Genomic DNA, 12,533 nt, shown 5'->3' with positions numbered 1-12,533 from the left:
CGCCCCCAGCTCCCCGAAGCCCGGCCCCGCCGCCCGGCCTTTGTCCTGACACTCACCGAGCAACGGGCCATCCTCGGGTTTGCCGAGCGCCAGGGTGAACTCTCCGAAGCGCGGGTCAATGAACTGGCTTCGATTCTCGCCCACCCCTTGCAAGTCGAACCCCCGCAGGCAGTGACCGAGCTCAACGGCATCGCCCGCGGGTTGTTGGGGCCGACATGAAGCAAAGCCTTTTTGAAAGTCGGCACAAGGCCGAATGGGATCATTTCGCCCATCTGCTCGAGCAGTTGGAGCGGGACGGCAAGGCTACCGACGCCGGCAGTTTCCCGAAGGACTACCGACGCCTCTGCCAACACCTGGCACTGGCACGGGAGCGTGGCTACAGCAGTTTTCTGATCGACTCCTTGCAGCAACAGGTGCTGCGCGGACACCAACAGCTTTACCGTCATCGCAGCCATTTGGGGGCCAATGTGCTGGCGTTCATCCTGGCCGACTTTCCGCGACTGGTGCGCGAACAGTGGCGTTTTGTCCTCGCCGCCAGCCTGATGTTTTTTGGCAGCCTGGCCGGTTTCGCGCTGCTGGTGTACCTGTATCCGGAGCTGGTCTACAACCTGATCCCCGTCGAGCAGGTCAGCGAAATGCAAAGCATGTACGACCCCGTTGCCGGTCACCTCGGGCGCACGGCGGAACGAGCCGCCAGTGAGGACTGGGCGATGTTCGGCTACTACATCATGCACAACATCGGCATTGCCTTTCAGACCTTCGCCAGTGGTTTGCTGTTCGGTCTGGGCAGCGTGTTTTTCCTGATTTTCAACGGCCTGATGATCGGTGCGGTGGCCGGGCACCTGACCTACGTCGGCTACGGACAAACCTTTTGGTCATTCGTGATCGGCCATGGCGCTTTCGAACTCAGCGCCATCGCCCTGGCCGGTGCCGCCGGTCTGAAGCTGGGCTGGGCCTTGGTCGCCCCGGGGCGCCTGCCACGGGCCGAGGCCTTGCGATTGGCTGCGCGCAAGAGCGTGCTGCTGATCTGCGGGGTCATGCTGTTTCTGTTGATCGCTGCGTTTATCGAAGCCTATTGGTCGTCAATGACCGGCCCTTCGCACCAGACCAAATATCTGGTTGGCGCGGCGCTCTGGCTGTTGGTGGTGGTTTATCTCGTGTTTGCCGGACGTCAGCGCCATGCGCCTGAGTGACGCCACGGTGGTGATTCGCCCGCGCTCGACCTGGGAAGCCATGGACCTGGGGGTGCTGCTGAGTCAACGCCACCGACGCCTGTTGATGACCAGTTGGGCCTTGGTCACCTTGCCGGTTTTCGCGCTGCTCAGTTGGGGGCTCTGGGATTCGCCCGATCTCGCCGTGTTCATTTTCTGGTGGCTGAAGCCGGCGTTCGAACGCCTTCCCCTATACATCCTGTCCAAAGCCATGTTCGGTGAAACGCCCACGCTCAAACAGGCCCTGCGCCAATGGCCACGTCTGCTCAAGCCGCAATTGCTGGCCAGCCTGACCTGGCGACGCCTGAGTTTGCCCCGCAGTTTCGTGATGCCGGTGGTGCAACTCGAAGGACTGGGCGGGCAGCAACGGCAACAACGCCTACAGGTGCTGTTGCAGCGAGACGCCAGCGCCGCACGCTGGCTGACGATCATCGGCGCGCACCTGGAAGGCGCATTGTGGGTCGGCTTGATGGTGTTGTTCTATCTGCTGCTGCCACAACAGGTCGCGCTCGACTGGAGCTGGCAGTCGCTGATCTCGGCGGCCACCCAGGACTGGCGTTGGCTGGAACACCTGACCAACGCCTTTTATGCACTGGTGCTGGTGGTCTGGGAACCGATCTATGTCGCCTGCGGTTTCAGTCTGTACCTGAACCGGCGCACCATGCTGGAGGCCTGGGATATCGAACTGGTGTTTCGCCGGATGCGCCAACGTCTGGTCAGTGCAGGCGCTGTCCTGTTGATGGCCGTGATTATGCTGATGCCAGCCACCCACAACGCATGGGCCACAGAACCGGCCCTCTCACCCGACAGCCCGCGCCTGCTGGACCAGCCCCTGACCAGCCAGGCCTCCAGGGACAGCATCAAGGCGATCCTCGAACAGACGCCCTTCAAGAACCGGGAATCGGTCACGCGCTACCGCTTTGGCGAAGAGCAACCGAATGCTGAAGCTTTGGACGACGGCAAGACACCACATTGGTTGAAGGCGCTGTTGAAGCTGTTCGAGGGGCGACGCTTCGGGGCATTGGCGACACTGATCGAAATCGTACTGTGGGGCATCGTCATTGGTGCCGTCGGCCTGTTGATCTGGCGCTATCGCGACTGGCTGCAGGCGTTCGTCAGCCGACGACCGCCCCTCAATGTCAAAGCCACGCGACCGTTACCGCAGCAGGCGTTCGGCCTGGACCTCAAGCCCGAATCCCTGCCCGCCGACATCGCCGCCCACGCCGAAAGCCTCTGGCAAGCCCACCCACGCGAAGCGCTTGGCTTGCTCTATCGCGCCCTGCTCAGCCGCCTGTTGCACGACTTCAATATCGCGCTCAAGGCCGCCGACACAGAAGGCCAGGTGCTTCGGCGTGTCGAGCTACTGCAGCAGCCGGCCTTGCTGGCCTACAGCCAAAACCTGACCGGGCACTGGCAAAACATGGCCTACGGGCATCGCCTGCCGCCCGCTCAAGTGCAACAGGAACTATGTAACGGCTGGCGTGTTCTGTTCGGTCCGGAGGCTGTCCGTTGAGTCGGCGCCGGGGTTCGATAGCCGGTGCGTTGATGGCCGTGTTGCTGGCTGCGTTGAGTGTTTATCTGTACCTCAAGGCGACTCCCTACCAGACCGAAATCGATCACGGCCCCTCCCCCGAAGCCAATGCCAACCCTTATCTGGCGGCCGAGTTGTTCCTGCGCAAGCAAGGCCTGAAGGTCGGCCACGCCAACGGCCTCGATATCCTGCCCAGCCTCGACCCGCATCAACACAGCCTGCTGTTGCTCGGGGAACGCTACAACATGACCCCACGGCAGATCGACCAGGTGATGAACTGGACCCGGGCCGGCGGGCGGCTTCTGTTCGTCGCCGAGTCGCTGTGGGATGAAAAACTCGGCCATAGCAATGACCTGCTGCTCGACCGGGTGCAACTGCACCAGTCCTTGAGCAAAGACCTCAAGGACCCACCGCCGGATGTCGGTGACGATCCGTACCCGCAACTGACCAAGCTCTATCTGGAAGACGAAGACGCCCCGGCCTATGCCGGTTTCGATACCGCGTTCCATCTCGAAGACCCGAAAAACCTCGCCCTGGCCTGGGCCAACAGCGCCAGGGCCACGCACATGATGCAACTCGACCACGGGCTCGGTTCGATCATCGTGGTCACCGATGCCGACCTGTGGAAAACCCCGGCCATCGACCGGTACGACAACGCCTGGCTGCTCTGGTACCTGACCGCCGACACCCGCGTGACGCTGATCTTCAACACCGATCACGACAGCCTGCTGACGTTACTACTGCGTTACTTCCCCCAGGCGCTGGTCGCGTTGCTCGCCTTGATCGGCCTGGGTTTCTGGCACTTTGGCGTGCGTCAGGGACCGCTGCTGGAAGCGGCTCCGAAAGCACGCCGGCAATTGCAGGAGCACCTGCGCGCCAGTGCCGACTTCCTGTTGCGCCGCAACGGTCAGGCCGGCCTGCTGCAAGCCCTGCAGCAAGACATCCTGCGGCGTGTACGGCGTCGTCACCCCGGTTTTGAACAGCTCGGTGTTGCCGAACAATGGCTGGTGCTCGCGCGCCTGACCGGCCAACCCACACGCGCCATCAGCCAGGCCATGAGCCCGCGGCCGAAACAACGGCTTTCCAGCGTTGAATTCAGCCGCCAGGTCGCCCACCTGCAAACCTTGAGGAACGCCTTATGATCTGGCACCTGACAAGTGTTGGATTACCATTGGATTAGAAGACAGCCCCTTACGAGCTGTTCGAGGCTACCTCCGGCAGTTGCGGGTGCGAGCCACATTTGAGTCGACCTCTCATCGTCCGCATTGGGTTCAATCCACAGCCGACAGCGGACGTCCCCAGGCACCTACGAAGTTATGGCGATTTAGTCTTGGTCCGTGTGAAATCAGTACTCGCCATTAATCTTTCGTGAACATATTCCTCAAATTGTTCGGCTGGCAGTGGCGGGGAAAACAGGAAGCCCTGGTAGGTCTGGCAGCCATGCTTGACCAGAAAGATGCGCTGAGCTTCTGTCTCTACACCTTCTGCAATCACCGAAAGCCCCAATATCTGGCTCAGGCTCACAATCGCGCAGGCGATGGCGGCGTCGTTGGGATCAACCAGCACATCTCTGATGAAGGACTGGTCGATCTTGAGTTGATCCAGCGGAAGGCTCTTCAGGTATGACAGTGACGAGTAGCCGGTTCCGAAATCATCCAGCGAAAGGCCTATGCCGATCTCTTTCAACTCGATCATTTTGGCGACAGTACCTTCCATATCCTCTATCAGCAGGCCTTCGGTCAGTTCCAGTTTCAATTTCTTCGGATCGGCCCCCGTGTATCTCAGTACATGCAGTACCTCCTCGACGAAGTCCGGATGGTGAAACTGGCGGGCGCTGACATTCACAGCCATACCCAGTCGGGCGGTTTCCGAACGTTTTGCCCAGGCAACCAGCTGAGTGCAGGCTGCCTGCAGCGCCCAACGGCCTAATGGCAGAATCAACCCCGTTTCCTCTGCCAATGGAATGAACTCGCCTGGAAACACGACTCCGCGCTCAGGGTTCTGCCATCTCATCAGTGCCTCTGCGCCAATGATACGGCCCTCACTATTCACCTGCGGCTGGTAATGAAGAAGGAATTCGTTGTCCTGCAAGCCTTGGCGCAAGTCTACTTCCAGTCTGGCGCGTGCCGTGGCAACCGCCTGCATTTCCGGATCGAAGAAGCGCATGGTATTGCGGCCCGCCGCCTTGGCGCGATACATCGCCAGGTCAGCGCGCTTCAGAATATCGTCCGCTGTGCTCAGTTGCCCCTGGAACAGCGCAATGCCGAGGCTGGGGGTGCTGTGGTGCTCATATCCATCCAACTGGTAGGAAATGTTCAGAGAGTTGAGAATCTTTTCGCCAATAGCCTTGGCCTGGATAGCTGCTTCTGGAGGATTCTCATTAAGGCCATCCAGCAAGACAACGAATTCGTCTCCGCCCAGGCGAGCCACGGTGTCGCTCTCGCGTATGCAGCCGCAAAGGCGCAGAGCGACTTGCTGCAGCAACATGTCGCCTCTGTCATGCCCCAGCGTGTCGTTCAGTGCCTTGAAGTTATCCAGGTCAATGAGAATTATCCCGCTCGTATGCAGGCTACGGGCGCTGCCCGCCAGCAGATGCTGTAACCGGTCCAACATGAGCCGCCTGTTGGCCAGCCCGGTCAACTGATCGTAGAAGGCCAAACGCTGGACCTCTTGCTCAGCGGTCTTACGGTGGGTGATGTCAGTATTGATCGACAGAACGGATTGCGGCTCGCCATCATCGTCTCGCACCAGGGTTCGATGACTTTCGAGCGTGATGGTGCAGCCATCCCGGCGTCGAAGTGTAACTTCGTCCGCCCGGTCACCCGTTTCTATCAGGCTGTCAGTGGCCGCATTGAAAGCGGCGCAACCCTGGTAGATCAACTCCTGTGCCGATTTGCCGAGTGCCTCTTCCTTTGACAGACCGTAGAGACGCTCGGCACTTTTGTTCCAGTACAGGATGCGGTTATCCATCCCGTGAACGACAATGGCGTCCTGGGCCTTGTCCAGCAGCGATGCTTGCTGGCGGGCCTGCTTCTCGCTTTCGCGCAGCACTGCCAGATAACCTTCCCTTTCGGCTGCTTGCGACTCCATTTCGCGCCTGATCTTGCCCCCGTAGATAACGGCCGCACTGACCATCAGTAGCACGAACACCATGATCGCGTATTCGACCCGGCGCAGTTCTTCGACCGACTCAAGCTCCTCCTCCAGGAGCTTGCTTTGAATCAGGCCAACGCGGTCCCGCACGGTACTGAGTGAGGCGAGCAACAGGGCAAACTTCCTGTCCATCGTTGCCATGCGTTTGCCGGCATTATCCGACTGACCCTCCCTGAAGTAGGAAAAGATCAACAAGGCCTCGTTCACCATTTCGACCATCGCGGCATCAACTGCGCCCACCTCATCCTTCAATGCAAGGGTAAAGGCCTGTATATCTGCACTGTGTTCAGCCTCATTGGCGATCCGTACTTCCAACTGTTTTTTGGCCATTGCCAAATGCTCGTTGAAGGCGCGCAAGGCTTCATTCATGTTCCGCGATTCGGCTTCAACATTATGTGTATCGAACACATTATTGCCCGGCGCATTGACTGTGGAAGCCAGGCTGCCCAGCGTTGAATAGCTCGACAGCTGTTGGACCCACGACTGGTTTGCCTTGATGGAGCGGTGATAGGTATCGACGATCAGGTGGTTCAATAGCACGCTCAGCACAACAACCAGCACGTCGAATCCCGCAAGAAAAAAGTACATGCGGTGCCATTTGGTCGAGCGCGGCTTATTTGAACTGGTGGGTATGGCTTGCTTTGCGGCGCTTTTGTCCCTGAAAGAATCCATTTCACAATCTCCAAACATAATCCTTCTAAACTGACCAATAGAAGCGGTATTCGGAAACCAGTTAACCTTTTGTGCCGACACCTGAACCTGAAAACACACCGCGCGTAGCATCAGCCAAATTTTTTCTCTGTTCTGGATTCACGCTGGTTTTCGTGAGCGAAGCTCCCGAGTGTCGTTGCGGATTTGCGCCCCTGAACTGGATGCTTCATGCAGGATAGTCGAGTGACACAGGGCACGTTGCGGGTCATTTCCGCGCCGCCTGCCGGACTGCCTGATCAGTTTCGATAGCAGACCAAGCATAGCCACTAATTTGCCATTATTCTGTTCGCCGACTGCTCCAGGTCGTTAGCAGCCCTTGATGGTCGGCAGCTTTCGGCTGTGGATTCAACCGGTCGATGCAACACAACTGAATTCTGTGTAAGCAGAAGGAGTGTTGCAGGCTTGCTCTGCTGTGAAATTGTCACTGGCTGAACCCGTCCCTGCTATCTACGACATGCGCCGTTGCCGCCTGATACCGGTGCGGCAGATACGTTTCAAGCAGCTCCAGCCATGCTTTTTCGCTCGCATCACCCTTGGTTCCGGGATGGCCGAATGACTGCCGCGACACGGCAAGGCTTTGCTGCACCTTATCGTGCAGACCCGACAGCAGCGTTTGATTCACTCATCGAACCAAATTCTCCCAAGCAAGGCAGGTAATGTCGGCAGTTGACCGTCATAGACTAACCTCCACCTCTGACGAACGCTCAAATGAAGGGTTGCCATGGGTTTGCAATGAGGCAGATTGGCAGTCACTCACTCGTTCCGCGCGTAAAAAAAAACGTGAAAAAAGTTAGATTAGATAAGTGACTGACTTATGGAAGATAAAACAAATGTAACTGCTAACAAGGCTCCGGAAGTCGTGAGTCAACCGATCGAGCCCGACACACCGAGCCATGCCGCTCAACAGCGTCAGCGTGCCGGCCATCTGGCCCAGGCCGTACGCAAAGAACTGCAAAAAGCGGTGATTGGCCAGGACAGCGTGATCGACGACGTCCTGACGGCACTGATCGCCGGCGGCCACGTGCTGCTCGAAGGCGTGCCGGGTTTGGGCAAGACCCTGTTGGTGCGCGCCCTCGCCCGCTGCTTCGGCGGCGAGTTCGCACGCATCCAGTTCACCCCGGACCTGATGCCCAGCGATGTCACCGGGCATGCCGTGTATGACCTGCAGACCGAGCAATTCAAACTGCGCAAAGGCCCGCTGTTCACCAACCTGTTGTTGGCCGACGAAATCAACCGCGCCCCGGCGAAAACCCAGGCGGCGCTGCTCGAAGCCATGCAGGAACGGCAAGTCACCCTCGAAGGCCGTCCATTGCCGATTGCGCAACCGTTCATGGTGCTTGCCACGCAGAACCCGATCGAACAGGAAGGCACCTACCCGTTGCCGGAGGCTGAACTGGACCGTTTCATGCTCAAGGTGCGCATGGATTACCCCGACGCCGAGCAGGAGCTGGACATGGTGCGTCAGGTCAGCCGCTCGACCCGGGCCGACATGCTTGATGTCCAACCGATGCGCACGTTATTGCAGGCCAGGGATGTACTGGCCCTGCAACGCATCGCCAGCGACCTGGCACTGGACGACCAGGTGCTCGATTACGCCGTGCGCCTGGCCCGTTCCACCCGCAACTGGCCCGGCTTGATCCTCGGCGCCGGCCCACGCGCATCCATCGCGCTGGTGCGATGTGCCCGGGCCCGGGCGCTGCTGCGCGGCGGTGAGTTCGTGATTCCGGATGACATCAAAGGCTGCGCCCTGGCCGTGCTGCGCCATCGTGTGCGCATCGCGCCGGAGCTGGATATCGAGGGTCTGGATGTCGATCAGGTGCTCCAGCAGTTGCTCGACCAAGTGCCGGCGCCGCGCCTGTGAAACCCTCGCGCCTGATGCTCGTCTGGCTGTTGATCCTGCTGGCCTGCACCATTGTGTCGGGCACTTTGGTGGCATTGGAAGTCTCGGTTCCGACGAATCTCATGGCGATCAACTGGGGGTTGCTCCTGGCGCTGCTGGCCCTGGCACTGCTGGATGCGGTGCGCGTGAAGCGCCTGCCGTCACCCCGACTGAAACGCCAGTTACCCGGCAGCCTGGCGCTGGGTCGATGGAGCGAGGTGCAACTGACGGTCGAACACGACTTTACGCAACCGCTGAAGGTACAAGTCTTCGACCATGTGCCACCGGGTCTGAGCTTCGAAAACCTGCCGCTGACAGTCGAGCTGCAACCCGGCCAGTACAGCCTGGCCGGTTATCGCCTGCGCCCGCTCAAACGCGGCCACTTCAGCTTCGAACACTGCGAAATCAACCTGCCAAGCCCCTTGGGCCTCTGGTCGCAAAGACGCTTGCTCGACCTGCCCGACGCCACCCGCGTCTACCCCGACTTCGCCCGTCTCTATGAAGGGCAATTACTGGCGGTGGACAACTGGCTCAGCCAGCTTGGCGTCCGCCAGAAACAACGGCGGGGCCTGGGCCTGGAGTTCCATCAATTGCGCGAATTTCGCGAGGGCGACAGCCTGCGCCAGATCGACTGGAAAGCCACCGCACGCCAGCGCACGCCGATTGCCCGGGAATATCAGGACGAACGCGATCAGCAAATCATTTTCATGCTCGACTGCGGCCGGCACATGCGTAGCCAGGATGATGAGCTGTCGCACTTCGATCACGCCCTCAACGCCTGTTTGTTGCTCAGCTACGTCGCTCTACGTCAGGGCGATGCGGTGGGCCTGAGTACTTTTGCCAGCGAACAGCCACGCTACCTTGCGCCGGTAAAAGGCACCAGCCATCTCAACACCCTGCTCAACACCGTCTATGACTTGAACAGCAGCCAGCGCAGCGCCGACTATCAAGCCGCAGCCACGCAACTGCTGGCACGGCAAAAACGCCGGGCACTGGTGGTGCTGGTGACCAACCTGCGCGAAGAGGACGACGATGAATTGCTTCCGGCCGTCCACCGCCTGAGCCGGCAGCATCAGGTATTGGTCGCGAGCCTGCGCGAAGACGTGCTCGACACCCTGCGTCAGTCACCGGTGCAGACTTTGCCCGAAGCATTGGCCTATTGCGGGACCGTGGACTACCTGAATGCACGCGCCGAACTCCATGAGCGCTTGAACGCTCATGGCGTATTGGTGATGGATGCGCGGCCCGGTGAGTTGGGGGCAGAGTTGGTGACTCGGTACCTGGGCTGGAAGAGAACCGGACTCTGAGCCTGGGCAATCACTCACAGCCAGGTTCCCATTGATCTCAGGCCGAAGCCGGCAGTGGCAGAAAACTGAAATACTGCTTCAACGCCTCTACCAGTTGCCCATACTCCGGCGGTGCCCGTTGCAGGCTGAACCCGGCGTCGTAATGTTGGGGGGTCGCGTCTTCGTGGCACCACAGGCAACAGGCCTGCAGGTCGATGATTCGCAGACCACCTTCGCTGGCAGGAATTTTCAGGCGCAGGTTGAAGTCCGCGCCGATCATCATCGGCAGCTGGCTGATCAACATCAGCCCGTCTTCGGAGACATTGCCCAGGTAGCCGATGGGTTTGCCGGTGATGCCGTTGAACACTTTCAGGAAGTACGGCAGTTGATGCCGCTCGATTCGGCGGTCAGTGAACATGTGCAAATTCGCTATGCAAGGCTCTTAAGCAGAGCCGCACTACTGCTTCGGAACGGGTATGCATAAGTCTTTGCCCGCTCTCCCCGCTTCCGGTGCGCCAGTCCTTGTAGCGCAGAGTCTTGCTTGTGCCGGTCACAGGTGTTGCCCCGGTTCATCAAAGACAACGCTCTAAAACCGGTTCCCTGGACTATAGCTCACCACCGCCGGGGAGCCAGCGATCAGAGGGTTGCGGCCGTCAGAACTGCGTGGATTTTGTCGCGGCAGCACTGCGCAACGGGTAGTGACCCAGGCTTTGCAGGGTTTCCAGACGGGCTCGGGCGTGGTAGGCGTATTCGCTCTGTGGGTACGAGGCGATGATGAACTGATACGTCTGCGCCGCATCGACAAACATCTTCTGCCGTTCCAGGCAAAGGCCGCGCATCATCGATGCTTCCGGCCACACATAAGGTCGCGCCCGGCTTTCGCGCTCGACTTTGGACAGTTCAAGCATGACTTGCTCGCAATTGCCCCGGTCATAGGCTTTGTAGGCATTGTTCAAATGATGGTTCATCGACCAACGGGTGCAGCCCGTGACGCTGAGGGCGCTGATGGCAAGGGCGGCAATGAGTACGCAACGCATGGGAAAATCTCCTGTCATGAACGCTGTATCGACCCATGGTCGGAAATCTTCAGGCTGCCGGATGCAAAGTTGCGCGGTTCTATAAAGACGGCAATAACCAGGCTCTTCGAAAAAACCAAGCTCTTCACGAAAAGTAGTGCAAACGAACAATGACTACACCTTCGGAGCATAGTAGCCTCACTCAGCGCTTGAACTCAGGAGTCTTTGCATGTCCGTCCGTCGTACCAAAATCGTCGCCACCCTTGGCCCGGCCAGTAACTCGCCGGAAGTTCTCGAACAGCTGATTCTGGCTGGCCTGGACGTCGCCCGCCTGAACTTCTCCCACGGCACCCCCGACGAGCACAAGGCTCGCGCGAAGCTGGTGCGTGACCTCGCTGCCAAGCACGGCCGCTTCGTCGCCCTGCTGGGTGACCTGCAAGGCCCGAAAATCCGTATCGCCAAATTCGCCAACAAGAAGATCGAGCTGAAGATCGGTGATCAATTCACCTTCTCCACCAGCCATCCTCTGACCGAAGGCAACCAGCAAGTGGTCGGCATCGACTACCCGGACCTGGTCAAGGACTGCGGCGTGGGCGACGAGCTGCTGCTCGACGACGGTCGCGTGGTGATGCGCGTCGATACCGCCACCGCCACCGAGCTGAACTGCACCGTGACCATCGGCGGCCCGCTGTCCGACCACAAAGGCATCAACCGTCGCGGTGGCGGCCTGACCGCTCCGGCCCTGACTGAAAAAGACAAGGCCGACATCAAGCTCGCCGCGGAAATGGAAGTCGACTACCTCGCGGTATCCTTCCCGCGTGACGCCGCCGACATGGAGTACGCCCGTCAACTGCGCGACGAAGCCGGCGGCACTGCCTGGCTGGTGGCGAAGATCGAACGCGCCGAAGCCGTGGCCGACGACGAAACCCTCGACGGCCTGATCAAGGCGTCCGACGCGGTGATGGTTGCCCGTGGTGACCTGGGTGTGGAAATCGGCGACGCCGAGCTGGTGGGCATCCAGAAGAAAATCATTCTGCACGCACGCCGCCACAACAAGGCGGTGATCGTGGCGACCCAGATGATGGAGTCGATGATCCAGAACCCGATGCCGACCCGCGCCGAAGTGTCCGACGTAGCCAACGCCGTGCTCGACTACACCGATGCCGTGATGCTCTCGGCCGAAAGCGCCGCTGGCCTGTACCCGCTGGAAGCCGTTCAGGCCATGGCGCGTATCTGCGTCGGTGCCGAAAAGCACCCGACCAGCAAGACCTCCAGCCACCGCATCGGCAAGGAATTCCAGCGCTGCGACGAAAGCATCGCGCTGGCGACCATGTACACCGCCAACCACTTCCCGGGCGTGAAGGCGATCATCGCCTTGACCGAAAGTGGCTACACCCCGCTGATCATGTCGCGCATCCGCTCCTCGGTGCCGATCTACGCGTTCACCCCACACCGCGAAGCCCAGGCTCGTGCGGCAATGTTCCGTGGCGTGTACACCATCCCGTTCGACCCGGCTTCGCTGGCGCCGAACGAAGTCAGCCAGAAGGCTATCGACGAGCTGGTCAAGCGCGGCGTGGTACAGAAAGGCGACTGGGTCATCCTGACCAAAGGCGACAGCTACCACACTACCGGTGGCACCAACGGCATGAAGATCCTGCACGTTGGCGATCCGATGGTCTGAGTGACCGTTTGCTGAAAAACGAAAGCCCCGCCATGTGAATGGCGGGGCTTTTTGCATTCTGATCC

At 59.8% G+C, this 12,533-nt stretch carries 10 protein-coding genes and 1 pseudogene; 7 read left to right on the top strand and 4 right to left on the bottom strand.

All coding sequences use genetic code 11. The features are described from left to right. The 4 genes and pseudogenes from KGB20_RS16275 to KGB20_RS16260 all read left to right on the top strand — a co-directional run. A pseudogene (locus KGB20_RS16275) lies at positions 1 to 219 on the top strand (RDD family protein); the annotation flags it as partial. Next, positions 216 to 1,193 carry a stage II sporulation protein M gene (locus KGB20_RS16270; RefSeq protein WP_154860436.1) on the top strand — a complete coding sequence of 326 codons (978 nt, stop codon included), beginning with the start codon at positions 216 to 218 and terminating at the stop codon, positions 1,191 to 1,193. The pseudogene KGB20_RS16275 and the gene KGB20_RS16270, both read left to right, overlap by 4 nt. Then, positions 1,180 to 2,724, top strand: a complete 1,545-nt coding sequence (locus KGB20_RS16265; protein WP_154860437.1) for a DUF4129 domain-containing protein — start codon at positions 1,180 to 1,182, stop codon at positions 2,722 to 2,724. The genes KGB20_RS16270 and KGB20_RS16265 overlap by 14 nt, the downstream gene beginning before the upstream one ends. A 32-nt stretch (positions 2,725 to 2,756) precedes the next feature. Beyond that, complete coding sequence (locus KGB20_RS16260; protein WP_174245555.1) at positions 2,757 to 3,884, top strand: DUF4350 domain-containing protein; 1,128 nt, start codon at positions 2,757 to 2,759, stop codon at positions 3,882 to 3,884. 172 nt (positions 3,885 to 4,056) lie between these two features. Here KGB20_RS16260 and KGB20_RS16255 read toward each other — a convergent pair whose 3' ends face one another. Next, complete coding sequence (locus KGB20_RS16255) at positions 4,057 to 6,567, bottom strand: putative bifunctional diguanylate cyclase/phosphodiesterase (RefSeq protein ID WP_150813321.1); 2,511 nt, start codon at positions 6,565 to 6,567, stop codon at positions 4,057 to 4,059. A 460-nt stretch (positions 6,568 to 7,027) separates the two neighbouring features. Next, entirely contained in the window at positions 7,028 to 7,228 is a 201-nt protein-coding gene (locus KGB20_RS16250) for a DUF6602 domain-containing protein (protein ID WP_202982162.1), read from the bottom strand. A gap of 237 nt (positions 7,229 to 7,465) precedes the next feature. On the opposite strand from KGB20_RS16250, the gene KGB20_RS16245 reads away from it, so the two are divergent. Then, a complete protein-coding gene (locus KGB20_RS16245; RefSeq protein WP_154860439.1) occupies positions 7,466 to 8,467 on the top strand; it encodes an AAA family ATPase in 1,002 nt (333 codons plus the stop codon). After that, the gene (locus tag KGB20_RS16240; protein WP_154860440.1) at positions 8,464 to 9,792 is read left to right on the top strand and encodes a DUF58 domain-containing protein; all 1,329 of its coding nucleotides are present in this window, start codon (positions 8,464 to 8,466) and stop codon (positions 9,790 to 9,792) included. The genes KGB20_RS16245 and KGB20_RS16240 overlap by 4 nt, the downstream gene beginning before the upstream one ends. A 37-nt stretch (positions 9,793 to 9,829) precedes the next feature. Here KGB20_RS16240 and KGB20_RS16235 read toward each other — a convergent pair whose 3' ends face one another. Both KGB20_RS16235 and KGB20_RS16230 read right to left on the bottom strand, forming a co-directional pair. Beyond that, positions 9,830 to 10,189, bottom strand: coding sequence for a PilZ domain-containing protein (locus KGB20_RS16235; RefSeq protein ID WP_154860441.1), 360 nt, complete (start codon positions 10,187 to 10,189; stop codon positions 9,830 to 9,832). A 235-nt stretch (positions 10,190 to 10,424) separates the two neighbouring features. Next, positions 10,425 to 10,808, bottom strand: coding sequence for a tetratricopeptide repeat protein (locus KGB20_RS16230; protein WP_223532777.1), 384 nt, complete (start codon positions 10,806 to 10,808; stop codon positions 10,425 to 10,427). Between the two features lie 208 nt (positions 10,809 to 11,016). Between KGB20_RS16230 and pyk the strand changes: the two genes are divergently transcribed. Beyond that, positions 11,017 to 12,468: a pyruvate kinase gene (pyk, locus tag KGB20_RS16225; protein ID WP_007978464.1), complete on the top strand. Its 1,452-nt coding sequence runs from the start codon at positions 11,017 to 11,019 to the stop codon at positions 12,466 to 12,468. Positions 12,469 to 12,533 lie beyond the last annotated feature (65 nt).

Origin of the sequence: Pseudomonas sp. BF-R-30 (genome assembly GCF_019956175.1) — a bacterium.
In the GTDB taxonomy this organism is placed as follows: Bacteria; Pseudomonadota; Gammaproteobacteria; order Pseudomonadales; family Pseudomonadaceae; genus Aquipseudomonas; species Aquipseudomonas jessenii.
This window is presented reverse-complemented; position numbering and strand designations above follow the sequence as displayed.

What these genes read in the sequence shown, in the direction of transcription:
- pyk (WP_007978464.1), top strand. Translation starts at nt 11,017, where the DNA reads ATGTCCGTCCGTCGTACCAAAATCGTCGCCACCCTTGGCCCGGCCAGT.
- KGB20_RS16260 (WP_174245555.1), top strand. Translation starts at nt 2,757, where the DNA reads ATGGCCGTGTTGCTGGCTGCGTTGAGTGTTTATCTGTACCTCAAGGCG.
- KGB20_RS16255 (WP_150813321.1), bottom strand. Translation starts at nt 6,567, where the DNA reads ATGGATTCTTTCAGGGACAAAAGCGCCGCAAAGCAAGCCATACCCACC.
- KGB20_RS16235 (WP_154860441.1), bottom strand. Translation starts at nt 10,189, where the DNA reads ATGTTCACTGACCGCCGAATCGAGCGGCATCAACTGCCGTACTTCCTG.
- KGB20_RS16270 (WP_154860436.1), top strand. Translation starts at nt 216, where the DNA reads ATGAAGCAAAGCCTTTTTGAAAGTCGGCACAAGGCCGAATGGGATCAT.
- KGB20_RS16265 (WP_154860437.1), top strand. Translation starts at nt 1,180, where the DNA reads ATGCGCCTGAGTGACGCCACGGTGGTGATTCGCCCGCGCTCGACCTGG.
- KGB20_RS16230 (WP_223532777.1), bottom strand. Translation starts at nt 10,808, where the DNA reads ATGCGTTGCGTACTCATTGCCGCCCTTGCCATCAGCGCCCTCAGCGTC.